The sequence below is a fragment of the Halodesulfovibrio aestuarii DSM 17919 = ATCC 29578 genome (assembly GCF_000384815.1).
In the GTDB taxonomy this organism is placed as follows: domain Bacteria; phylum Desulfobacterota; class Desulfovibrionia; order Desulfovibrionales; family Desulfovibrionaceae; genus Halodesulfovibrio; species Halodesulfovibrio aestuarii.
Map to the genome: position 1 here is coordinate 872239 of NZ_ARQF01000021.1, position 22341 is coordinate 894579.

At 43.1% G+C, this 22341-nt stretch carries 26 protein-coding genes, 2 tRNA genes and 1 other RNA gene; 8 read left to right on the forward strand and 21 right to left on the reverse strand.

Annotated elements, in window-relative coordinates:
• Positions 1-4: 4 nt before the first annotated feature.
• Genes F461_RS0114945 through F461_RS0114960 form a run of 4 tightly spaced genes read right to left on the reverse strand, consistent with a single transcriptional unit; the run spans position 5 to position 1608 of the window.
• Positions 5-295: a VpaChn25_0724 family phage protein gene (locus F461_RS0114945; protein ID WP_020001970.1), complete on the reverse strand. Its 291-nt coding sequence runs from the start codon at positions 293-295 to the stop codon at positions 5-7.
• Positions 292-636, reverse strand: coding sequence for a DUF2730 family protein (locus F461_RS0114950; RefSeq protein WP_020001971.1), 345 nt, complete (start codon positions 634-636; stop codon positions 292-294). The genes F461_RS0114945 and F461_RS0114950 overlap by 4 nt, the downstream gene beginning before the upstream one ends.
• Complete coding sequence (locus tag F461_RS0114955) at positions 637-1125, reverse strand: hypothetical protein (RefSeq protein WP_020001972.1); 489 nt, start codon at positions 1123-1125, stop codon at positions 637-639. It lies immediately after the preceding gene.
• Positions 1126-1128: 3 nt separating this feature from the next.
• Positions 1129-1608, reverse strand: coding sequence for a D-Ala-D-Ala carboxypeptidase family metallohydrolase (locus tag F461_RS0114960; RefSeq protein WP_020001973.1), 480 nt, complete (start codon positions 1606-1608; stop codon positions 1129-1131).
• A 188-nt stretch (positions 1609-1796) separates the two neighbouring features.
• Between F461_RS0114960 and F461_RS0114965 the strand changes: the two genes are divergently transcribed.
• On the forward strand, positions 1797-4700 hold the full coding sequence (locus F461_RS0114965; protein WP_020001974.1) for a TrlF family AAA-like ATPase: 2904 nt from the start codon (positions 1797-1799) through the stop codon (positions 4698-4700).
• A gap of 117 nt (positions 4701-4817) precedes the next feature.
• Here F461_RS0114965 and F461_RS18135 read toward each other — a convergent pair whose 3' ends face one another.
• The 14 genes from F461_RS18135 to F461_RS0115030 form a co-directional block, all read right to left on the reverse strand.
• Positions 4818-7010: an SEC-C metal-binding domain-containing protein gene (locus F461_RS18135; protein WP_020001975.1), complete on the reverse strand. Its 2193-nt coding sequence runs from the start codon at positions 7008-7010 to the stop codon at positions 4818-4820.
• Positions 7011-7208: 198 nt separating this feature from the next.
• Positions 7209-7643 (reverse strand): helix-turn-helix domain-containing protein, encoded by a 435-nt coding sequence (locus F461_RS0114975; RefSeq protein ID WP_020001976.1) that lies wholly within the window; start codon positions 7641-7643, stop codon positions 7209-7211.
• Positions 7640-7960, reverse strand: coding sequence for a hypothetical protein (locus F461_RS0114980; RefSeq protein WP_020001977.1), 321 nt, complete (start codon positions 7958-7960; stop codon positions 7640-7642). The genes F461_RS0114975 and F461_RS0114980 overlap by 4 nt, the downstream gene beginning before the upstream one ends.
• Positions 7961-8395, reverse strand: a complete 435-nt coding sequence (locus F461_RS0114985; protein ID WP_020001978.1) for a regulatory protein GemA — start codon at positions 8393-8395, stop codon at positions 7961-7963.
• Between the two features lie 9 nt (positions 8396-8404).
• Positions 8405-8477, reverse strand: an RNA gene (locus F461_RS18955) — hammerhead ribozyme type II.
• A 2-nt stretch (positions 8478-8479) separates the two neighbouring features.
• Positions 8480-9076 carry a DUF3164 family protein gene (locus tag F461_RS0114990; RefSeq protein WP_020001979.1) on the reverse strand — a complete coding sequence of 199 codons (597 nt, stop codon included), beginning with the start codon at positions 9074-9076 and terminating at the stop codon, positions 8480-8482.
• Between the two features lie 9 nt (positions 9077-9085).
• Positions 9086-9283, reverse strand: coding sequence for a hypothetical protein (locus F461_RS0114995; RefSeq protein ID WP_020001980.1), 198 nt, complete (start codon positions 9281-9283; stop codon positions 9086-9088).
• 8 nt (positions 9284-9291) lie between these two features.
• Positions 9292-9486 (reverse strand): hypothetical protein, encoded by a 195-nt coding sequence (locus F461_RS0115000; protein WP_020001981.1) that lies wholly within the window; start codon positions 9484-9486, stop codon positions 9292-9294.
• Positions 9479-9712 (reverse strand): hypothetical protein, encoded by a 234-nt coding sequence (locus F461_RS0115005; RefSeq protein WP_020001982.1) that lies wholly within the window; start codon positions 9710-9712, stop codon positions 9479-9481. The genes F461_RS0115000 and F461_RS0115005 overlap by 8 nt, the downstream gene beginning before the upstream one ends.
• Positions 9702-10316: a hypothetical protein gene (locus F461_RS0115010; protein WP_020001983.1), complete on the reverse strand. Its 615-nt coding sequence runs from the start codon at positions 10314-10316 to the stop codon at positions 9702-9704. Before F461_RS0115010 ends, F461_RS0115005 begins: the two co-directional genes overlap by 11 nt.
• Positions 10316-11020, reverse strand: a complete 705-nt coding sequence (locus tag F461_RS0115015; protein WP_020001984.1) for an AAA family ATPase — start codon at positions 11018-11020, stop codon at positions 10316-10318. Before F461_RS0115015 ends, F461_RS0115010 begins: the two co-directional genes overlap by 1 nt.
• 12 nt (positions 11021-11032) lie before the next feature.
• The gene (locus F461_RS0115020) at positions 11033-13159 is read right to left on the reverse strand and encodes a Mu transposase C-terminal domain-containing protein (protein WP_020001985.1); all 2127 of its coding nucleotides are present in this window, start codon (positions 13157-13159) and stop codon (positions 11033-11035) included.
• A gap of 112 nt (positions 13160-13271) precedes the next feature.
• Complete coding sequence (locus F461_RS0115025; RefSeq protein ID WP_020001986.1) at positions 13272-13508, reverse strand: hypothetical protein; 237 nt, start codon at positions 13506-13508, stop codon at positions 13272-13274.
• Positions 13508-13951: a hypothetical protein gene (locus F461_RS0115030; protein ID WP_020001987.1), complete on the reverse strand. Its 444-nt coding sequence runs from the start codon at positions 13949-13951 to the stop codon at positions 13508-13510. The genes F461_RS0115025 and F461_RS0115030 overlap by 1 nt, the downstream gene beginning before the upstream one ends.
• A gap of 272 nt (positions 13952-14223) precedes the next feature.
• Here F461_RS0115030 and F461_RS0115035 point away from each other — a divergent pair, with 272 nt between their 5' ends.
• Entirely contained in the window at positions 14224-14697 is a 474-nt protein-coding gene (locus F461_RS0115035; RefSeq protein WP_020001988.1) for a helix-turn-helix transcriptional regulator, read from the forward strand.
• A 464-nt stretch (positions 14698-15161) separates the two neighbouring features.
• On the opposite strand, the gene F461_RS0115040 is transcribed toward F461_RS0115035, so the two are convergent.
• Complete coding sequence (locus F461_RS0115040; protein WP_020001989.1) at positions 15162-15914, reverse strand: SIMPL domain-containing protein; 753 nt, start codon at positions 15912-15914, stop codon at positions 15162-15164.
• Positions 15915-16320: 406 nt separating this feature from the next.
• On the reverse strand, positions 16321-16518 hold the full coding sequence (locus tag F461_RS0115045) for a hypothetical protein (protein WP_020001990.1): 198 nt from the start codon (positions 16516-16518) through the stop codon (positions 16321-16323).
• A 255-nt stretch (positions 16519-16773) separates the two neighbouring features.
• Here F461_RS0115045 and F461_RS0115050 point away from each other — a divergent pair.
• Positions 16774-16859 (forward strand) — tRNA-Tyr (locus F461_RS0115050).
• Positions 16860-17303: 444 nt separating this feature from the next.
• Here the strand turns inward: F461_RS0115050 and F461_RS0115055 are convergent.
• Entirely contained in the window at positions 17304-17513 is a 210-nt protein-coding gene (locus F461_RS0115055; RefSeq protein ID WP_020001991.1) for a hypothetical protein, read from the reverse strand.
• A gap of 390 nt (positions 17514-17903) precedes the next feature.
• On the opposite strand from F461_RS0115055, the gene F461_RS0115060 reads away from it, so the two are divergent.
• The 5 genes from F461_RS0115060 to tmcB all read left to right on the forward strand — a co-directional run bounded on the left by F461_RS0115060 (position 17904) and on the right by tmcB (position 22340).
• Positions 17904-17989: transfer RNA gene (locus F461_RS0115060), tRNA-Tyr, on the forward strand.
• A gap of 188 nt (positions 17990-18177) precedes the next feature.
• Complete coding sequence (locus F461_RS0115065; protein WP_020001992.1) at positions 18178-18360, forward strand: hypothetical protein; 183 nt, start codon at positions 18178-18180, stop codon at positions 18358-18360.
• A 720-nt stretch (positions 18361-19080) separates the two neighbouring features.
• Positions 19081-20334, forward strand: a complete 1254-nt coding sequence (gene tmcD, locus F461_RS0115070) for an electron transfer complex subunit TmcD (protein WP_026364802.1) — start codon at positions 19081-19083, stop codon at positions 20332-20334.
• Positions 20335-20352: 18 nt separating this feature from the next.
• Positions 20353-21009, forward strand: a complete 657-nt coding sequence (gene tmcC / locus F461_RS0115075; RefSeq protein WP_020001994.1) for a TmcC family electron transfer complex membrane anchor subunit — start codon at positions 20353-20355, stop codon at positions 21007-21009.
• A gap of 17 nt (positions 21010-21026) precedes the next feature.
• Complete coding sequence (tmcB, locus tag F461_RS0115080) at positions 21027-22340, forward strand: electron transfer complex ferredoxin TmcB (protein ID WP_020001995.1); 1314 nt, start codon at positions 21027-21029, stop codon at positions 22338-22340.
• Position 22341 lies beyond the last annotated feature (1 nt).

A 22341-nucleotide genomic window follows, 5' to 3' on the forward strand; every position in this document is an offset into this window, starting at 1 on the left:
ACGCCTAGTGTAAACTTGGGCGCTTAACGCCCGGAACAATAGTCCGGCACTTTGCCACGTCTTCACCACGAACAGTCAGTCCAGCCACAAGACATGAGTCACCCTTTAATTCCACTAGTCCTTGTTCTTTGAGCCAAAATAGTTCTGTACGCACCTTGTCACGGCTTGGCGCAAAGCCATACTCACCTACGGCATCAATAAGCACGCTTTCGTTAGATTTCATGCTGGGGGATTCATCAAGTAATCGAAGAATTGTAATTCGTAGATGTTCAGTTACGTAATCGGCATAGCTCATTTGGCAGCTCCATTCAGCAAGAACTCTTCCTGTCGGTTCGTCATGGTTTCTAATTTTTCAACGGCTGCCTGCATTCCTTTAAGATCGCCCTGAAGGTCTTTCATTGTCAGGGCTAGATCATGCAATTCTGTTTTACTTGGCAGCTCTCTAATTGATGACTCAACGGCTGTCTGGCGGCTCTGCATTTCCATAACTGCACCCTCCAGATGTTTACGGCACTTTTTGCATTCCTCTGTGCTTACGAATCGTTTTGAAAGCGACCAAAGCCCCCATGCAAACAAGCCCTGAACGATACATAGCGCCAACGGGATAAGGCGCAGAATGGTATCAAATTCTTTCACCTACTTTCTCCCGAGCAATGCTAACGGATTAGGTATTTTCGCCCCCTTCTTATCCAACGCGGAACGACTGATGAAGTAGTAGCCAAAGGTCCACGTACAAAGCTCAGTTAAGAACTTGTACTTATCTGGTGGGACATATGCGACAGGAACAAAGGTAGCGACAAAAACCGCCAAAGTGACACCAATCAGCACCAAGGGGCGTACGTTTTTAGAAAGCCATGAATCAGACTTCATGTCTGCCTCATGGCGCTTGGTAAGTTCTTTTTCCAAGCCGAGCTCGTAGCTCTGCCATGCCTGTTGAAACTGGAGGGCAAGCTCTGGATTCTGCTGCAAAGCGGCAAGCGCCGCATCGTCGGAATCCGCCCCTGTAATTGCCTTTGCCATGCCCACAACCTGCGTTGTGACTTTTTCCGCGCTGTCGCCACCAATCCATTTGGCAATAGTCGGGGCAAAGGCACACAAACCGGAGATGATAGATAGTATCGCCATATGCTACGCCTGCACCACGTTATGCAATCCGGCCTTAACGCAACGCTGCTCGCCATTGTGCGAAAACGTAAGCGCTTGCCGTAGCGGCTCCTCTCCGACCGGAGGGACTGCTACGTGCGTCCACGAACCATATTCATTGATTACTTGTTGGAATGGCAGGTTCAGCCGCTCAATAGCTTGAGCTACCTGTAAAGGCGGGATGCCCGGTACAACGAGATCAGCAGCCAGTCCAAACAAATGATGGCTCGTCTGGCTACCGCCGATATGATCATTCAGCCACTTAGGACGATAACCACTCGTAATGGTGATGCTAACACCAAGCTCGTCACGCAAAGGCTGCAATACCGTAACGCACAACTGCTTCAGATTCTGAATAATCTCTGAGGCCTGATCTACGATAATGGGACGCCCTAACCGCTCCGCCGTTTGACTGCGGCAAAATTCGTCTAAATAGAAGTTAGGAGATAATAAAAAACGCTGCATACCAACCTTCCTTTATTGAAGTATTGGTATGCAGCGTACTGCGTATTATGTGGGATGTCGGGAAATTAGGGGTGTTGGGGCAGAGAAAGCAATAACATGAAGTTATTGACCTAACTCACTACCCTTTTTACAAATGGAAACACAAATCGATCATATTTTACAATCACATATACGTTAAGGGGTACACCATGAATTCTCGCGGCTCCGAATGGCATAAATGGGATCTCCATGTTCACACGCCAGCCTCAACAATCTGTTATGAAAATAAAAATGTTACCAACGAGGACATTATTACCAGCATGATTGAACATGGTATTTCAGTCTTTGCTGTTACAGACCATCATGTAATTGACATTGAACGTTACAGGGAACTTTCAAAACTCGGAAAAGCAAAAGGAATAACAGTGCTTCCCGGAATCGAATTTCTATCTGATTCGAGAGGTAAAGAACCTATCCACTTTATTGGAATATTTTCCGAAACTGATGACCTCGAATACATTTGGGGAGAAATAAAACATAATACTGCAATAAAGCAAATTGATGGTCCCCAGAAAAAAAAGCCTGATGAAGTATATTGCGATCTAGTTAACACCATAAAACTTGTAAAAAAACTGCAGGGGGTCGTAACTATTCATGCGGGAGGCAAGTCACACAGTGTCGAAAACATCTCCCACTCATTCCCCCATCTAGCAGCCCAAAAAATTGATATTGGAAACAATATAGACATCTTTGAATTTGGACAAAATTCACACAAAAAAGACCAACTAGCGTATAATAAATTTGTTTTCAAAGAAATGAAGCGCTCTGTCCCAATGATTATATGCTCTGACAATCATAATGCTCTTGATTATACGGTAGAACAATACTGCTGGATTAAAGGAAGTCTTGATTTCGAAGGATTAAAATATGCTCTAAACGAACCTGAAGAAAGGTTCTACATAGGCGCTCAACCTGATATCCTTTCGAGACTCAAAACTGATTCCACAAAATTTCTTAATGAGATCGTCATCGAACGGATTGGAAGCGATGATCAACAACATCGCTGGTTCGAACAAGTTAGAATCCCCCTAAATCCAGAACTTATTACTATTATTGGTAATAAAGGAAGCGGGAAAAGTGCACTCGCTGATATAATTGGACTATGCACTGATGGAGAGCATTCACCTGATTACACTTTTCTCAATAAAGATCGTTTCAAGCAAAACGGTTTAGCCGAACGCTTTGCAGCCGAAGTCACTTTTCAAAGCAATATAAAGACAGAACGCCGCAAGCTGAGTCATGAAATTGACCCTTCAGATGTCTCACGAGCACACTACTTACCACAGCGCTATTTTGAAAAAGTTTGCAACGAGATAGGTGAAATTAATAAATTCAGAGCAGAAATTGAAAAGGTCGTATTTCAATATATCCCTGAACACGAACGACTAGAGACAAGCTCGTTTTCAGAATTGGTTAAAATCAAAAAACAATCTGTTGAAAGCGAACTTAAAACCCTCAGGGATAGCCTTACCAAGCTCAATGAAAAAATCATTACCTATGAAAACTCCTTAACACCCTCTTATCAAAAGAAAGTTCAAAACCTCTTAGAACTTAAAAAAGAAGAGAGGATCGCGCATATAAAGAAGCGTCCAAAAGAGGTCCTTATTCCCAATACAAACAACACCAAATATGAACAAGAACAATTAGATCATTGGGATAATCAAAAAAAAGAGCTTATTGAACAAAAAGAGCAAGTTATTCGCGACGTCACACAAAAAAAAATATGGAAAGAAGAACTCATAACCTATAAAAAGACCATTCAGGACCACCTAAAATCTATAGAAAAAATCAATACTCAATATAGCTCAATTCTTGAAGCGACTCAAATTAACCCAACTGATCTTCTTTCAATAACATTTATTAGTTCTCAGATTGACACACGAATTAACGAATTGGGAATGGAAATTACGACATATGAAAAAGAACTTACTGCGACTAGGCCCGACTCAGAGAGAAATAAGGACTATGCAGGTCGAACTATTGTAGAAAAAATTGCATACTGCGATCAAAAAATTACGCAATATGCATCAGCCCTTGGAACTTTAGAAAAATTAAACAGAACTTTCCAAAAAGAACTACTTGAATGGGAACTAAAGAAAACTAGAATAACACAAGAAAGTAAAACGCAATCAGAACACGTTGAAGAAATAAAAAACAATTTTCCCAAAAAATTAAGTACACTAAGGCAAGAGCGGTTAGACCTTGCCCACAAAATTTATCAAAAATTAGAAGAAGTAAAATCTATTTATGATCAAGTTAAACTATCTATTGATAACCAATTAAAAAAAACAAACAACACTGGAAATCATCCCATTGATCTTACTATTTCTAGTGAATTTTCAACAACAACAAACTTTTCCAAAATCTTATTAGAGCATATTTATAGAAATAAGTCTGGCTCATTCCATGGTAAAAGGGACAGTGAAAAAACTTTAAACGAAAAAATACTAAATTCGACCGACTGGAATAAAAAGGAAAGTATTAAGACTTTTCTTTCAGCTACCATAAATGCCCTAGAAGTTAATATTAATTCTGCCAAGGGTGATATGGATCAAAGGACTTGCATCACAGAGCTTGTAAAAGACAGAAAAACTTTTTACAATTTTCTTTTTGGACTAGACTATCTTAATCTTCACTACGAGTTACGACAAAATGAAAAAGAGCTAGCACAACTATCTCCTGGAGAAAAAGGGGCTTTACTTCTTGTCTTCTATCTTGTTCTAGACAAAGAAGATATCCCTCTCATTATTGATCAGCCCGAAGACAACTTAGACAATAAGAGCGTTGCTGAGGTCTTAGTACCATTCATAAAAGAAGCCAAAAAGCGACGTCAGATAATTATGGTGACCCACAACCCAAACCTAGCGGTTGTAGCGGACTCTGAACAAGTTATAAGAGTCTCAATCGAAAAAGAAAATGGGAATAAATTTTCGCATGTTTCGGGGGGGATTGAAAAGCGCATAATTAATGATGCGGTAGTTGACGTTCTGGAGGGAACCCTTCCTGCCTTCACTAAACGCAAAGATAAATATAGTTCGGTTATTACAAGATAACCCCTTGTGGTATTTAAGCTAAAAAAAACTGCATACCATCTTCCTTTATTAAAGTAATGGTATGCAGCTTTTTTTATACTGTATGTCAGGAAGCTTTAAGGATTTGCGAGAAAAAGACTAGTTACCACCACAACATTTTTTATATTTTTTGCCACTGCCGCATGGACATGGTTGGTTTCGTCCTATCTTTTTTGAGGAGCGCTGGACTGTGGAAAAATTCATCTTTTTCCTACCCGTTGAAAGAACTCCTGTTGCCTCCTCGAACTTCTCATCATATTTCCATTTCCCCTTAAACTCGACTCCACCTTCAACCTGAAGAGAAATAGGGTTAAGCGATATTCCAAGCCACTGCTCAGCCTTTTCCTTATATTTCCGTAGGGCGCAATGTCCTTCCAACTTCTTGGCTGCAGACTCATCAAATCTGAAATTACAATGTACTGTAAACCCAGTAGAAGCTTCACTTACTCCAGCTGTAAAATCATGAGAACTACTATCTGATTTAGATAATTTTATTGCATTAGCAACTCCCACATTAATTGCAGAAATTGTTTCCTCATTCAAAAGCATCAACATGCGGCTTAAATTAACTGCAAAAGGTTCTTCAGACTTTTGAAGTTGCTCAATTATTACACCATATATCGTACCATCAAATTTAGTTAATATTCCTTCAGGTGTTTTTATCCCCGGCACCCCCTCCCTTCTAGCCATCATTGCTAAATCTAAGTCAGCTGTAATATCATCCTCAAACATCATCAGGTTGTACTGAGGGTCAAGCCATAAGTTGGATTTCAAATGATAAGAAAGTAGCGTCAATTCATGTTGAGCCATCGTAGATTCAGTGTAACCAACTCGACGATGAAGATAATTTAAAAAATATAGCGGGGAATCTAACATTTCTGTTAATGCATCAAGGAAAAATACATCCATTACAAACGGCGACAATATTTTCTCATTACTTTCATACGTAAGAAAATTACGAGCCTGAAAACTTAATGCTGGATAATGATCAGCAACTATACATATTGGAAAAATTTCTGATATGTCTCGATTCACTTCTAGTTTTTGACCATCTGCTAATACTAAGTCATATTTCGAATCTGACAAAACAGCAGCACATGAATATGCCTGATTGTATGACTCTTGAATTGCCCCCTGAAAATCTTTCTTAAGGCATTTATCGCTTCCTTTTCGTGCTTCAATTGTTAATTTTTTTGACTTCGCCTGTAAAACGATTGCTCTATCAGCATATATAGCCAAGACATCTATCTCTCCATATTTATCTCCTCGTGCATTTTTTATGTCTACATTTTGATAGACATTACTACCCCCCAAAACTTTTCCTAAAAACTCTGCTGCAATTTCTTCAGTGTAAGCTCCACGATTTTTACTTGCGGTCTCCTTATAGTCGGCATCTGCTAAGAACCAATAAAACGGTGACTCATAAATAGATTCTGAAAAACTATAGCTTAAAAATAATAAATAACTGTCATTTTCTGTTTTTATAAAAGGGCAAGCATTAGATATGTTAAAATCATTCAAACATGTAAAACCAGAGTTCTGCGCCTTAGGTAATACAGAAAATTCTTCTAAAATATTTTTTATTATATCTACATCAAGATCTACATACTGAGTCAGCTCACTAACTTTGAATTCAAAAGCTGGTAAACAACTCCAATCTTCTATTTCTATTTTTTTATCTTTAAACGATAAGAAATAATCTGTTAATTTTTCATTTTGAAATGTAGAAATTGATTTATGGAGTTTAGCCGCATCTGCAATCGAAAACCCTTTGTTTTTTAGTATCCAAGCGCTATCTTTTTCATACCGAATAGGGGCAAGATCTCTATATTGAAAGTTATATGCCGTCTCACCACCATAGAAAATTGGTTCACGCATTACACTTGCTCGCCTAAAAGGATTTTCCTTTTCTTCAATTGCCCCTTTCAAAGCTGTTGGTGGCAACATCATTGCATAATGTAGCTCATGCAAAAGTCTTTCTGTTTCCGCTCCCATTTTACTGAAGGCATCATAGCTTGGCTTTGTAAAATCAATATTTTCCTTTAACATTAAACCTAACAAGACAGATTGCTCATTCCTAATCAAACGACTTTGAGAAAACTGATCTAGAATATCTTCTGCTGACACTTCTTTATCAAAACCAATCACATTATCCCGTACGCAAAGGTAAGCAAACACATGAATAAAACCAGATTGCGTACAAACCGTAGCCAGATCTTTAAAAATATCTTCTTCGGCTCGAGTCTCTTTAACAACTTCTTGTAAAGATTCTAATGAATTCTCAGCGCTCATATTGACCTACCTGTTTTCTTTTAACAAACGATAATGCCCCTGCTATACTTAGCAGAGGCATTAAGTGCTTTTACTGACTTTCCATCATAAATTTTCAAATATCCACAAAGCATTACATAACAAAGCAAGGTTACGCCTCATTAAAAAAAAAGAAAAGGTTAGCCAATATGCAAAGTTCAAATATGACAATTAAATATTCTACCAATCAACCCTTTCCATCTCCTCCTGCACACTCTCTGCGGTTATTCGAATAGGCAATCGCAGATGCCGAACAAGCACACCGTCATCTACTAGCTTACGAACAGTGCGCTCTGAGATGTTTAAGCAGTAGGCGGCTTCATCTACTCTAAGAAATTTTTTGGCTTGTAGCATTTCTTCAGGAAGCATGGAGAACTTACTTTGTGTCTGCGATGCCGGGAACTGCATGGGCACTTGAAAGCCTTCTGTATTCTTTGGGGTACAGCGCTTATTACAACCAAGGCAGTGCAAGATAGGCCAGCGATGTAGCCAATAGGCACGAGAGGCGTCTTTGCAGCCAAACTTTGAATAGACGTCCTCAGCTATTTCCCCTCCGAAGGGGCGAAAGCCTTCAATCATCATTTGCGCCATTACGCGGCATAGCTTGCTATTCATACCACCTCCAACACGGCCTTAGCCTGTGCCGTAAAAAGCTTATCGCATCTCTTGCAATGCATTGATGTAACAGAGCAGCGGCTACACGCGACTTGCTTGATTGCTGTAAAAATTTGCTCTTCTGGCCTACGCTCATTCAATGCGTTTTCTATACGCTCAACTTGCCGCGCTGAGTTTCCAGCGTAAACGCCGCGCAGCACCATGTAGACGGTGGAACGGTTCAGCTGGAATTCATGCAGCTTGCAAAAGTTATGGATAGTGCCAAACCGTTCTTGTATTTGCGCTGCAAGCTCTGCATGTTCGGGACTGATCTGCATCTAGTCGGTGTCGATTCCGCGAGCTTGGCAACGGCTCACTAAATCCTTAGTAATAGTCTGCAATGCGGCCTGATCGTTAAGCCAGATGAAGCTTTCAACACCGAACTGCTTTTTCATACGAGTATCTACTCCGCTCATCTTCCAGCCAAGCTTCTTCCATAACGCAAGTATGTAGCGCTTCTGCTGAACATGCGGTGCATTATCAGGAATGACATAGAAATCTTCTGTGGGCTTGGCAGTTGGCTTGCTCTTGGTGGCGAACACTGCCCCACGTTCTTCCATGTGACGCATCAACCTATATCGTTGCTTAAAATTAAGCTTTGCGGCAGTGGCTACGCCAAACATGTCGTCCAGCATGGCGCGATATGTTTCATCATCAAGGCCAAGCTGTTTCTTGCCCATATGAATTTTGGCTAGTTCTGCATTTCTACTCATATCAATTCTCTCTGGCTGCTCATCAGGTTGAAGCCGCCACGCTTCAACGACTGTCCGCTGGTTGCTTCGGACAGTTTCGCACTGTTACAACGCTGCGATATCCAGCGGAATAGCCGCCATCTTTCCGTTTGCGTTGCGTTCGTAGATTCGGAAGTATGCCTTTGTGCCTGTCACACGGATAGAATCTGAAATAGCTTCCATTGCACGCTTCCAGCGTTCGTCCATAATCTGAAGGCGGCGCAAGCCAAGAATACGACCTACATTAATCTTGCCTTCCTTATCCACTTGAAACGCATCATTCACCACGGCACGCAATTCACCGGGACTGCCTTCTGTCCAATCCTTCAAGCATTCATCAACAAGAGATTTTGCGGCCTGAAGGCGTTCATCAAAGTCAAGGTGCTCGCTGATCTGACGCTTAATCTGATATTGCCCATCGTAAGAAACAAGAGACACATTACCCTTTTGGCCACCAATCTTCACACCGTATTGTTCAGCAGAAAGAGAAACGAAGGTTTCAACATCATTCATGATTTCGCCTTTCAACGCCGCGAGCTCATCCTGCATGGCCTTGGCCTTATCAACCTTCTCCATAACCAGCTCATGCCGCGCTAAATCGACAGGCTTAATCTGTTCCACTGGAACGAGATGTCCCTGTGCATTCTCCATGTATCCGTCCATACTATCTCCCTAGCTTGTTACTGTTGCGTATTTTTCGAGTTCTGCCACACGTTCTACTTCTGCCAATGCACCTTTGTATGCGATATTTGCCGCCTCAAACTCTTCACCGGGTAACGCCTGCATCTGAGCTGCAAGCTCAATCAAGTAGCTCTGCAACGCGCCGGAAATCGGACCGTATGATTTCGAACTTCCTTGTGCATATTCCATATCTTCTCCTACTGTTTCGCAGTTGTTGCAGGTGCGGTTCGTTCAAACTCAGCCTGCGCGGTCACCTCATCAAGCAACTTCATTGCAACATTATATACTGAGGGCTGTAGATTCTTAGGCAATGCTTCAATCACCTCCGCTAGCTCTGCCAACAGGCCATATAGCTTTTCAGAGGGATAACTCATCCGTGCTTCGTTACTCATTTCGCACTCGCTCCCGCAGTTTCTTAGCGCTTATTGTTTTTCTAAAACCACAGCCGAACACATCAACTTGAAACGCATTGCGGCTTGTCTGGCGTATGGCCTTTACCATCACATCCTTTAATTGATACTGCCCACCGATTTTCACCCACAGCAGGTACCTATTGTTCACTGCAATTGTTTGCAGATCAGGACATTTTAGAGCATACAATTCTAAATCAGCAGACATCTGCGTTCTGCTCTTCAAAGCGATTCAGGATAGTTTTGCACTGCTCAACTACCTGCTGCTTAACCCTAGGTTGGTGCAAGTCATGCTGCATGAACAGCCCGACCAGTTCGTGCAGGCAAGCCTTTTCCTTTTGAAACGGATCAATAAAAAGACTTGGTGGCTGGAAGGCGTGATGTTGTTCACGCACTTTATTTGTAATCTGGTACAAGGCTGTTTGCTTTTGCTGCCCACAGCGACGCACATAACCGCCCTCTTCTAATGCCCTAAGATACTTTAAAGCGTATGAATAACCCGCGCCTGATACGCGTGCCAGCTCTTGCACTGTAAACCCCGGCTTTGAGGTTTTGAGAGTACGCCACATACGGGTTACAACTGCTGCATTTTCCGCAGGAGCTGCTCTTAGATTGTATGAGTACTGCCCACGAGAGACACGCACGAACTCGCCCGTCTCAACCAGTTTATTTGCGCGTCTGCGTATCCGATCCTGCTCATTTTTCCCACTCGCATGTAAGGCTAGATAAAGCATTTTGTTAGAAAAAATGCGCCCGTCCTTCCCTAGCACTTGTGCGGCCTCGCGTAGCAACGGCATCTTACGTTCACTCATTATCGCCTCCAGCTTGCCACTTGCTTGGCAACTTTTGCCACAAGCGGGGTATCTACTTCTTGTGTTTCATGCGCCTTTGCCGCCTGCTCAAGGTGGCTAATAAAACTCCATACAAGTCGAAAATCACCATCAGCTTGTCGTACTATCTGTGCACATGCGTCTGGGGTAATATCCAGCCCTGCTGCTTCATCTCCAAGAATCGCCACATCTTCCTCAGAAACCGAACCAAACTCGACCACCTGCTTTACGCGGCTCCAGATACGACGACGAGCACCAAGCAGCCCACGTAACTCCAGCTCTCCAATCAGGACAATTGGCGACCCAGTAATGTCGAATATGTCGCGTAAATCTTCGATTCGATCGACGTGTAAGCGGTCTGCCTCATCCACAAAAATCGTCTGCGGCAATGCCTCCAACGCCTCGATAATCTTATTTTTACAGGCAGCAACACCATGAGGACGCAAACCACAAACATGATAACAAAGCTCCTGTAAAAAGGCGTACTGCGTCCAACCTTGCATGACACGTAAGAATATTCCGCCAGTCATCGCATGATAGTTACGGGTAGTTTCTGTTTTGCCGCGTCCCGCTTGCCCAAAAATCAGGGCAAAGCCCGGCTCTCCATGCTGATCATCTTCCAATGCGCGCACCTTCTGACGGAACTCAAGCACATTACGAGTTTCAATAAATACATCACGTCTCATAGCAGTTTCCTTCTAGTTCGCCTGCGCCACGCACTGGCGGGTTTTTCCGTAGTATTTCCGAAGCCGCTCGTAGCGCGGTGCGGCATCCTGAACATATTCTTCTGTGCTTTCATACTGTTCCATCCACTCGCTATCCGGCTCCCGCAGAACAACACCGTCCTTTACGGACAGGCCAAACAGGTAGTCATACTTATCCAGCTCAGTAACAATCTCAGGCTTCTGTACTGGGGGAACATAAGATGGGGCTTTGCTGCGCTGTGTTTGCGCCTTCTTCTTAGCTGATTCAATGCTGAGAACCTTTGATTGCGAAAGCGGCGTATCTGCGACCTTCTTCGGTTCAATTTTCTCATTTTGAATGGCAACCATTCGATCACGCTGTGCGGCAAGTGAATCTTCAAGAACCTGTCGCGCAATGCTTGATGCGTCACGCTCCTGATCTTTCTTCAAAGTAATTGCTTGCTGAAGTTCTTCACGGTGTTGATCCGTTCCGAGCAAACTCGCAGCAGGGTGAATTGCATTCTGGCGCTGCGCCTTGCAAATGAACTCGCTACCGTCTTCACTGAACACCAAAATTGAAGAACGATCGTGTAAGTCATACTTAATTTGAACTGCATGTGTTCTGCCGTGCATCAGGCCGTCGTAGTAGCGTTCACCAAGAAAGCGGATACCTTCTCGACGTATCTGACGTACTGCTTTTGCCATCATAAGGTGGCGCAATTTGCTTTCATCAACGCCAGCACCTCGCCCTTGCATAAATACTTCTGCAGGAGTTTTGCCGTTCAGATGCCCACGCTGTGGTCGCTGGATATATTCATCTATCCACTGAGCCACTACGTAATGAGTTTCCTCAAGGGTCAAGGGGCGGCCTCCAGCAGCATCATATGCTTTGCGATGCAATGGCTCACCACGATTTAAACGTGCTGGCTTTGCAGCAATGTTATTGCCCACGTATGACGGCACCCACTGCTCTAGCTCGTGCAACGTTCCAAAAAATCGTTCGATTGTTTTTGACTGACCATGATACGGCCATGCAAAAATTGTATGAATACCAAGATCTTGAAACAACCCTGCTATTCCTGTCTGGCGGAAGTCTACCCCGTTAAAATACTTGGAGCGAAACGCCCTGCCGTTATCGAGGTAGGCAATAAGAGGGAACTTACCGAGTGTCATAACAGCACGCCGGAAGGCTGCGGCAATGCCCTGCGTATTTTCTGTGGGCATGATCTCCCAACCCATTGGGCAGTTAGACTTCATGTCATACCACATAATAAGTTCCATGCGCTGCGGTTTGCCCGTCCAAGGATTAAGCGTTTCAAAGTTCAAAACGTGTCCATCAGCAACAAGGATGTCACCAACTTCAATCAGATTGTAGTCACGCTCAATGTAGAATGCGGCTTTATCATTCCACGCTTTCTTACCTTCACGCGTATAGACCCACGTTCCAAAATTTGTTTCTTTCCAAATAGAAAGGAAACGACGCATTGTGCGCTCTGCGGGGATTGGTAACTTCTGAGCAGTCATTGCAGAAGTTGCCATGCGAATGGCGGTACTAATAGTTGGGTGGTTAGGTTGAAGCACTGCATTAAGAAGTAACTTTGCATGCTCTTCTGTCATCTTTGCGCGCTGCTCGTTTCCTGCACCGCGTCTATCAACCAACGCCACAACCGTTCCATTCTTACGAAGCTCCAGCTTCCAACGTTCAATGGATTTCCACGAAGCCTTTACGCCAAGAGTTTCCAATAAATGAGGCCATGCTCCACCCTTGTAAGCTTGAATAAAGGAATCGCGCGCCACGGCTTTGCTGCCGAATTCGGCCTTAGCAATCCATTCCGAATACAGCACAACAAGATCCGCACGGGCTAGCGCTTTCTTACGTTTTGCATCACTTACACCAGCAGTTGCTAACGTAGGCACTGTCGGCTGCACAGCCTGTTGATCTACAAGTCTAGCTTCAGCAGAGACAAGAGCTGTGCGGGTTGCTTCAGGCATAGTCGAAACCAGCCACTCATTGCCACCGCCACGTCCAACACGAGGGCGTGCTTGCCATGATTCACGGTTTGCTCTTACAAGCACCCCTTTAGGCTGCGAAAAACCTAAAATACTTGCTAGCTCTCTGGTTGTGTAAGCTTCTTTCAACATAAGCGTCCTACGTATCGTTTTTTAAAGCGGCGCAGGCCAGCCAAGCCTGCGCCTAACGCATTATCCAGTGCCATCACCATGTATCTACTAAATTTGGCAATTTATTATTGAGTCACACGGCCTGTTTCATTTTCATTGAGTCCGGCAGACTCAAAAACTTTTGCGGGCACCCCAAATCAACCAAGGCCGTCAAGACTCTTTGGCTATCGTCGTCCCCAATAATGGTTTTTCTAACCTGAACTGCTGACACACCGATTTTTTTTGCAACTGATGCCATCGTATGTCCCTGCCCATGTAAATATTCGCGTATTGCCCACGGCTTCCTGTTCCTCCCTGCAATTGTGGCCATTACAACTGTGCCTCCAACTGTTTCTTACGCTTCTTTGCATCCCGCTCTGATAAGACCGCCTGAGCGTAGTCACGTAATTTTTTATCTTCCTCACTCATTATCTCGCACCCTACGGCCTGAAGAATCGGCAATAGGGGCGAGATGTCTCCTGTGGCCATGCAGAACGCAACAACCGCAAGAATAGGTGGGGGATGTTCCCGTGCTGCTGGTTGCAACCATTTATCCAACATAGCTCTAGAAACACACTTGGCATTTCTAGTACTAAGTAGAATCCCAGCAGCACGAGAAATTTCAGTCAGTTCATCTGCTAGCTGATCACGGGAAAGATTTGGCCGCTCTTTCATAACGCTATTCATGTTGGCGCGAACCTGCGGCATAACACCAGCCAGCTTCGCCACCTGTTCGTCTTGTGTTGCGTATTGAAAGAGTTTGATTTGCTGCATCTATTTTACCGTCCAATCTAAGCAAGCTTTTCGTCCAAACTGAATTGTTGACCTCTGGTTGGGGGCAGGTTAAAAATTGAATTAAGAAAAGAATTAATTTTTTAACCTGCCCATGCCTAGTTTTTAGGCTAAAATTCTGTCCGTTTCAAGCAGAATTTTGGGTAAAACTTAAATTTCTGCCCATACAGATTTATTTTCTTACTTTTCAGCCGGTTACGTAATTGCACCTGTGTAAAAGTTAAAGTAAATCTTTGGTAGATGGACTTTTACCTATGAATACGCTTGGTTCTAGGATTAAAATAGCGCGAGGAAAACTATCTCAAGATGCTTTTTCTAAGCAAATTGGAGTTAGCAAAGGGTCTTTAGGCTTCTACGAACGGGATGAAAATCTGCCCAATACTGAAGTTGCACTAAAAATCTGTTCAGAGACAGGAGTTAGCATTGCATGGCTTCTGTCTGGTGAAGAATCAGAGGAACCTGCAAGTACTTTAGATAACGCGGATCAAATGACATATTCCCAGTGTCCAAAGTGTGACAAGATAGAGGCTGATTTACGCAAAGAGCGTGAAGAGGTTCGCGAGCTCACAAAAGAATTGCGCGAAATAAACGCAGAAAACAGGACATTATTGAAAGAGAACGGAGATCTTAGAACTCGTTTGGCTACTCTTGAAGCAAGAGCTGCCCCTACAGATAAGTCTCCTACAGATAGCCCAGCAGACGCCGCCAGCTCGCGCAAGCATGCATAAAAAAGAAAGCGGGAAGAGTGATACCACTCTTCCCGCTTTTCCTATAATCTAACACTACGCACATAAAATATATTGTCAATAATGGCAGTATACTAGTTTATAACACCGTCACTCTATCTTGACTTGTCGAATATAATAGCCCATTGGACGACAAAACGCATTCTTGCGCCATGGAAATTCTCATTTTGAAAGTCAAAACACACTTAAAGTTTAAACTTTTCTCATTTAGAGTTTCTCTCTAAAAAAACATTTTACGCTAAGCATACGCCCGCATCAGTCCTACCTTTAGCCCATATTCGTACTATGTTATCTAGGCTATCCGGTATTTCTCAAGTCGGGTGTCCCCCTACACCAAAAGTTCTCAAAAAACACACCCCAAACAGTACTCACCCAAGTCCTGTCACACTTTTAGATGCCGCATAAAAAAGTGCCCCTAGCAACTAGATTAAGGACACTTTCTCCATCTACTTCAAATAGAACTTGATTGTCGAAACTACACGTATTGTTTTGTAGCGAGCAAATTTTTCCAGATACATTTCATCTGAATGTCTTGGAAGCATTTGAAACACGCCCTGATTGGCTTGCTTGATCGCTCCTACTTCTGCTCCTGAATCTTTTGCGAATTGCTCGGCGCTGCTTCGGGCATTGATAGTTGCGGCATGAATCATCTCAGGCTTAATTTCATTTAACCGCGTAAAGATATAAATAGGATTACCCGAGCCCTCCTGCCCCTCTTTGACAATGCTCACACCTTTTTTAATCAGTTCGCCTACATCCTGATAAGCACCCTCTACAGCATCAAGTTTATCTGTTTGCACTGTAATTGTCTCAGAAACAATATACCTTTGGTCTACAGGAGCTTCTTGGCCATAGGTAAGAGCAAAACGATCCTGCACATCAACCGTTTTAAAAAACTTTGTATCCTTAGGTACACCGTGATTTAGCAAAAATTGCTCAATTAAGCCCGAATTCGCTTCAATAGTAACCTGCAACGCTGAAAGATCGTTACCAGTAACAACATGCTTTATGGACCACGAGGCGATGTTAGCTTCAACATCTTTCATTGCAAGGCCCTTAACAGTTACATAGCGCTCTGATCCCCTAAAATTTACAAGCCCCTGCATAATAACAGCAGCAGCCGCGACAATTCCTACTGCCAAAATACATGCACTTATAGGTGAAAGAACTTTTATGTTTTTTTTATTTTCGCTTATCATTTTTACACCGGTCCTTTTATTCCCGATTATGGAGAACTAGACTATATACTTATTTATATATCATTATATAATGTCCTGCGCACATTTTTTTGTCATGCCTAATGCTACTCCACCAGCTAAGCGAATCCAAGCACTAAGGGCTCCGTAATTTTTTGAAAAACTACGCGTTCCACGCCATACCTATCGGAAAAATCGTCTCACAAATTCTTACCCCCGGAGACAAGAGAACGCTCCACACCAACCGTCCTATCTATCAGGTCTCAGTATGTAACGAACTGCGCTTGAATACGAGAAAGCACACGAGCCCTGGCAACTCATTCGTTCAATCCGTAACGATATGGTTCTCCGTTGCGCGCCCAGCTCCTTCAGTTATTAAAGATGCTCTCTTACCAGCTAGTACAATTCCTTAATCAAAGCTGTTCCAATGCCCGCAATTTTCACAAGAGAAAGAAGATAAAATATACGTATCGCCTTCCTTAGTAACATCTACTTGATTAAGATGCCCACAATTTTCACACGGAATTAAGGCTACAGATCTCTCAGGATCAAAATCAAAAATTTCCCCTTCAATAGTGATGCTGTCACTAAACTGATCCATATTCATCATCAACTCCTTACACTACATATTTTTTAGAGTATCAGTTTCAATATATCGCATGTAACCATGCACAGCAACGGTAAGAGAAAACTCAATACCAATATCGAAAAATCGAGAAATTTCCCCTCCAAACAATCCATATCTACTTCAACGTACCAAAAAATTAAAAAATATATTTTTTCGCTTGCCAAACTCAACTGACATGCGTAGAACCCGTTTCCGTTGTCAGGGAATTTATTCTACAGACAACGCACACAATCAGGTGGGGTTCCCGAGTGGCCAAAGGGAACAGACTGTAAATCTGTCGGCGTACGCCTTCGGAGGTTCAAATCCTCCCCCCACCACCACGTCATTAAAGTCAGTCGTAAGACTGACTTTTTTGCGTTTAAGGCATACTGGACTGGACAACCGGCATAGGTTGCGAAACTAGAACTATTCCACGACAGCAACAAGATATTTTCTACACAGAATTAATAGTAAAAAAGCCAGTCATAAGACTGGCTTTTTTTGTGTGATCTCGTAACTCTCATGTCTGAATTCTCACAAAGTTAAGCTAGATGCATTCCTTCTCCCCAAAGTCGGAAATGCCTTAACTGTTGTACTCATACCCTAGCGCTTCTCTGAACTGATGTTCGAGCCTTTCAGTCCGTATTAGATTAGCTCAGGAACCTTGAAGGTAATTCAAGCCGTTTCAAAAGCACTTATAGCGACGTTTGCGGCCAATCTCCCATCTCAAACAAGTTTAACTGATTGATTTTCATAAAAAAAAGTTTGTTACCAATCTTCTACCACTATTGCGGGCGTTGCGTGGCAGGAACTGAACGTTCAAATTTGGCCTGACTATAAACTTCACTTAACAGTTGATCCGCCACGCCGTTTAATCGTTTCTGTAAACCAGATGGCAGTGCTTCAATCTCTTCTGCAAGCTCAGCCATCAGGCTAAATAAATTATCTGAAAAATATCTGCTTTTTGGGTCGGTCTTGGGTGCTGCTTTAGGCATTTTCCCCTCCGTAGATTGCGTTTTCTCCCATCGTTCCACTTTCAATTTAAAAAACATGCGTAGGGTCTGTTTCAAAAAGAATTGGCGCATTCAATTTGATGCATGGTTACCATTAGGAAACGATAGAAGTGTGTTGCTTATTTATAGTACGTCTAGTCTCTATTTTAATTGATCTAAATCACATAATGAAAAAATCTAACGTGTTGGCTAAAGTTTCTTGACAGAATTTGCAAACATTATTTTGCTTTTTGACCATTTTTTTGTTGTAGTTATTGATTAACTTTAGAAAAAACGCCCCAAAAACGTGACTTTTAGCTTGCCAAAATCATTTAGTCTGCGTAGAACCCTTTTCGTTGTCAAGGAACACGGATTCCTAGCAAAACCATATATGGTGGGGTTCCCGAGTGGCCAAAGGGAACAGACTGTAAATCTGTCGGCGTACGCCTTCGGAGGTTCAAATCCTCCCCCCACCACCATGGAACACGTTTGCGGTTAGTTTTTTTAAACTAACCGCTTTTTTTTGGGCCTTCATACTTTTCTTTAACTCGTCGCATACTGTGTGCCTGAAAAATAAAAAAAATCTCGAATAACATAGCACCATTTCTATACATTATAATAAAAAAAATGTTACAGTTGTGGCATATGCAACAATTGGAGATTTTTTATGCAACAACCCACACGCTCACCGGAAGCAGCTAAAAAGCTTGTTTGCCCATTTCAGCTAGGGAATGCCGACTTTGCGTTTCGTTTTAAGGACGAAAACTCAGACCACGGAAAATGCATGGCAGAAAAATGCATGGCGTGGAGCGACGGCCGCTGCTTGCTGATTCCCTCCTCCCCCAAATAAAGCACCAAACCATGTTACCAGACTCAGGATCGCATCAGGCATGATGCATACCTGAGTTTTTTCTGTCCTGTCTCCATTTCTCCACACCACACTTGTCCCCAACGCACACTAACCTACCGTAACTTAAAATCTTATTTTTATACAATTGCAGTAGATATTAGTTAGTTCATTTCAAGTGCTTTTTACTCATATTTTATTGCAGTAATCAGTTTAACGACTGTAGTTAATTATGAAGAATCGAAGTACGATACAGTGCTATTCTATACTTTTCTTGTAGAGTTTATATTTCACCATTTACTCAAAATATTACGTAGCTATTACATAATATTTTGTAATGAATGTGCATTATGTTTTATAAATCAAAATTCTTTTAGCCCATATTTAATACCATACTACTCTACTTTATTTATTTACTTTCAAAAAAAGATGTAGATCGAATTATGGTTATAGTTACCTACCTGAACAGTATAGTTATAATAACAATCATATATTGTGTAACACCCTGTTTTAAAGAATATTATAAAGCATGGTTCATAGAAAATAGATTTCCGACCACGCTTGTTATGTATTAATTTAATTTTTTTATGCCCGTTTTTTATATGTCTGTGCTACATTCTTAAAGAAATAGGAAAATATGGTATGCAACTATATTTTTCCCTTTTGCCGTATGTGTTGGCAAAAGGAACGTCTGTTAACTCTTGGATGGCCAGGGAGGCCAGCATGTATAAAACGGAAACGTGGGATTGGGAGACCGGTCAACGCACCATTGCTGACATGACACCCGACAATGACCACAAATGGCAGGAAGAAATTTTTATTTCTCCTGATGGGGAGAAGGCTTCTGCTGTTGTATGTCTAGATGATGCTGAGTTCTCAATACGGACGAATGACAATGTTTCTGAGAACACATTCGAAAAATTGTGGGAACTTACGTATGCTACCAATGGTAATCTCTGCTGCTATGCAATGCAGGATGAAGAGTGGACCATGATGGTAGATAACAAACCGTGGGAAGAAACCTACGGTTTTGTCTGGTCCCCATTGCTCAGTGCTGATGGCAAGAACGTTGCTACGGCAGTTCAGCAGGACATGGAATACGGCATGTCCGTAAACGGAACAATCTGGGAAAACCTTTTTGAAAACGCAAACAACTTTGCGTTTAGTCCTGACGGCTCGAAATCAGCTGCAGTTGTTCAGGTTAAATCTATGGGGCAAGCCGATCTAAAAACATTCCGCAGCGGTATTTTCTCCATCGCAGTAGATGGCGTTGCATGGGATAACAATCTCATGAACGCATGGACACCTGTGTTTGATAACAATGCATACCGCGTTGCTGCACAGGTACGGCTCACACTCTACGATTACACTATTATTGCTGACAACATCCTTTGGGATAATACGTATCAGGGTGTGTGGAACCCAAGTTTTACACCGGATGGCAAGCATGTTGTTGCGCCTGTTCGTCAAGGTGGAAAATGGGGAATGGCTAAGGATGGACAACTGATATGGCAGGCTACCTACGCTAACTGTTGGCACCAGCAGTTCAGTGAAGATGGTGAAAATCTCTACGCAATTGTTGCTCCTGAATTCGGGAAGTTTACTGTTGCAGCTAATGACAAGCCCTGGAAGATGCGTTCTCCGGTTGTGACAGATCTTGCTGTTTCCCCTGACGGCAAGAATGCTGCTGCGTTGGCAAACACACTAAATAAAAATTGGCGTGTTTGTGTAAACGGTTCCGTTTGGGATGGCTCATACGATATGGCGTGGAAACCTGTGTTCTGTCCGAACAGCGATGCGGTTGCTGCTAAAGTACGCAAAAAGGGAAAATACACAGTACTTGTTAACGGAAAAACCGTTGGCGGTGAGTTTGATATGTGCTTCGACCCTATTTTTAATACAGATGGCAGTAAAATTCTTGTCCGTGGCCTACACGATGGAAAAGCTCTACGTGTTGTTGCTAATGTGCCTAAATAACTGACCGGAGATTTTGCTATGAACAGTCTCTACAATTTTGCTGTAGGACCGTTAGCATGGGCAGCCTTTATCATTCTGGCTGTAACCGCAGTATGGCGCCTGTGGTCCATGCACTCCCTTGCTAAACAAAAAGACGCGTCATCAGTAGCCTATATGAGCTGGAAATTCAGCCTCCGCTCAATTTTTAACTGGCTTATTCCTTACAAATCACTCGGCTGGAAAGCGAATCCAGTTCTTACTGCAGTTACTTATGTGTTCCATATTTGTTTTATTGTCCTAGTTATTTTTGTAACTCCTCATCAGATTCTTTTGGAAAATGCGTTTGGTATTACCTACCCGACGCTCTCTTCCGATGCTGCTGATGTGCTTACTCTTATTGTCATTGCCTGTTGCTGTTACTTTGTGTACCGCCGCGTTACCAACGTCACTGTCCGCTATGTTACCCGTACTAACGACTGGGTCAGCCTTGGTCTTGTTGCTGTTCCTTTTCTTACGGCAATACTCGGTTCATGGAGCGTAGGCGGAGAAATCATGCCGCTGCTGCACGTACTCACAGCAGAAGCTCTTATTGTGGCCATCCCGTTCACCCGTCTTGCTCATATCCTGTTCGCTCTGTTCACCAGAGCCTATATGGGATCTGAATTCGGCGGCGTTCGCCACTGTAAAGACTGGTAACGGGACTGGAGGAAATAATGAGTATTCAAGACAGAAAAATTGAGGATGAAGGTCTCTCATACGGTGTAAGTAAACTTACGACTGATAAGATCCAGCAGACATTCAAAGCTCTCATTGATAATGAAACCGGTGCCAAGCTAAAAGCCTTCTCCGAAAGCTGTGTGCGTTGCGGAATGTGCGCGGAGGCTTGCCACTTCTTCGTGTCTCACGGCAACGATCCTTCCTACTCCCCTGTGGGTAAAGTCTCCCAGACTATGACCAAGCTCCTTGCAAACGACGGCAAGGTGACTCCTGACGATATCTACGGAATGGCACAGGTCGCATATACTGAATGTAATTTGTGCCGCCGTTGTGTTCACTACTGTCCTATCGGTATTGACGTGGCCTACATTATGACCACTATTCGCCGTTTCTGTCACAAGCTTGGCGTAACACCACAGTATATTCAGGACACCGCGCACTCCCACTCCGCCACCATGAACCAGATGTGGGTAAAGGATGACGAGTGGATAGACAGCTTGTTCTGGCAGGAAGACGAAGCGCGGGAAGAGTTCCCGACTCTTCGAATCCCAATGGATAAAGAAGGCGCGGACTTCTACTACTCCGTTATTGCACCGGAACCAAAGTTCCGGACTCAGCTTATTTATCAAGCTGCCGCAATCATGAATCAAGCTGGTTGTGACTGGACTATGCCGTCCATGCCGGGCTGGGATAACAGCGATATGTGCATGTATTCCGGTGACTTTGAAATGATGGGACGATTAAAACGCCAACACTTCGAACTGGCGCAAAAGCTAAAAGTAAGCCGAATTGTCATGGGTGAATGTGGTCACGCATTCCGTTCCATTTACGACAATGGTAACCGCTGGCTTGGCTGGAAAGATTATCCAGTACCAGTAGTGCACTCCATTGAGTTCTTTGCAGAGCTTTTTGAGCAAGGACGCATCAAGCTCACCCACAAGATTCAAGAACCGGTAACCATCCATGACCCTTGTAACATCGTACGCGGCTACGGTCTTATGGATAAACTACGCTACGTAGCTCACCAGCTATGTGACAATATAGTTGAAATGTATCCTAACCGCGAACATAACTTCTGCTGTTCCGCAGGTGGCGGTGTTATCAACTGTGGTCCTCCATTCAAAAAAGTACGTGTAGAAGGCAACCTTGCTAAAGCCAACCAGCTTAAAGCAACCGGCGCTAAAATATGCATTGCGCCGTGCCATAACTGCCACGGCGGTCTTGAGGATGTTATCCACCATTACGACCTTGGAATCGAACTTAAATTCCTTGGCGACCTCATTTATGAGTTAATGGAAAAACCGGAATAAC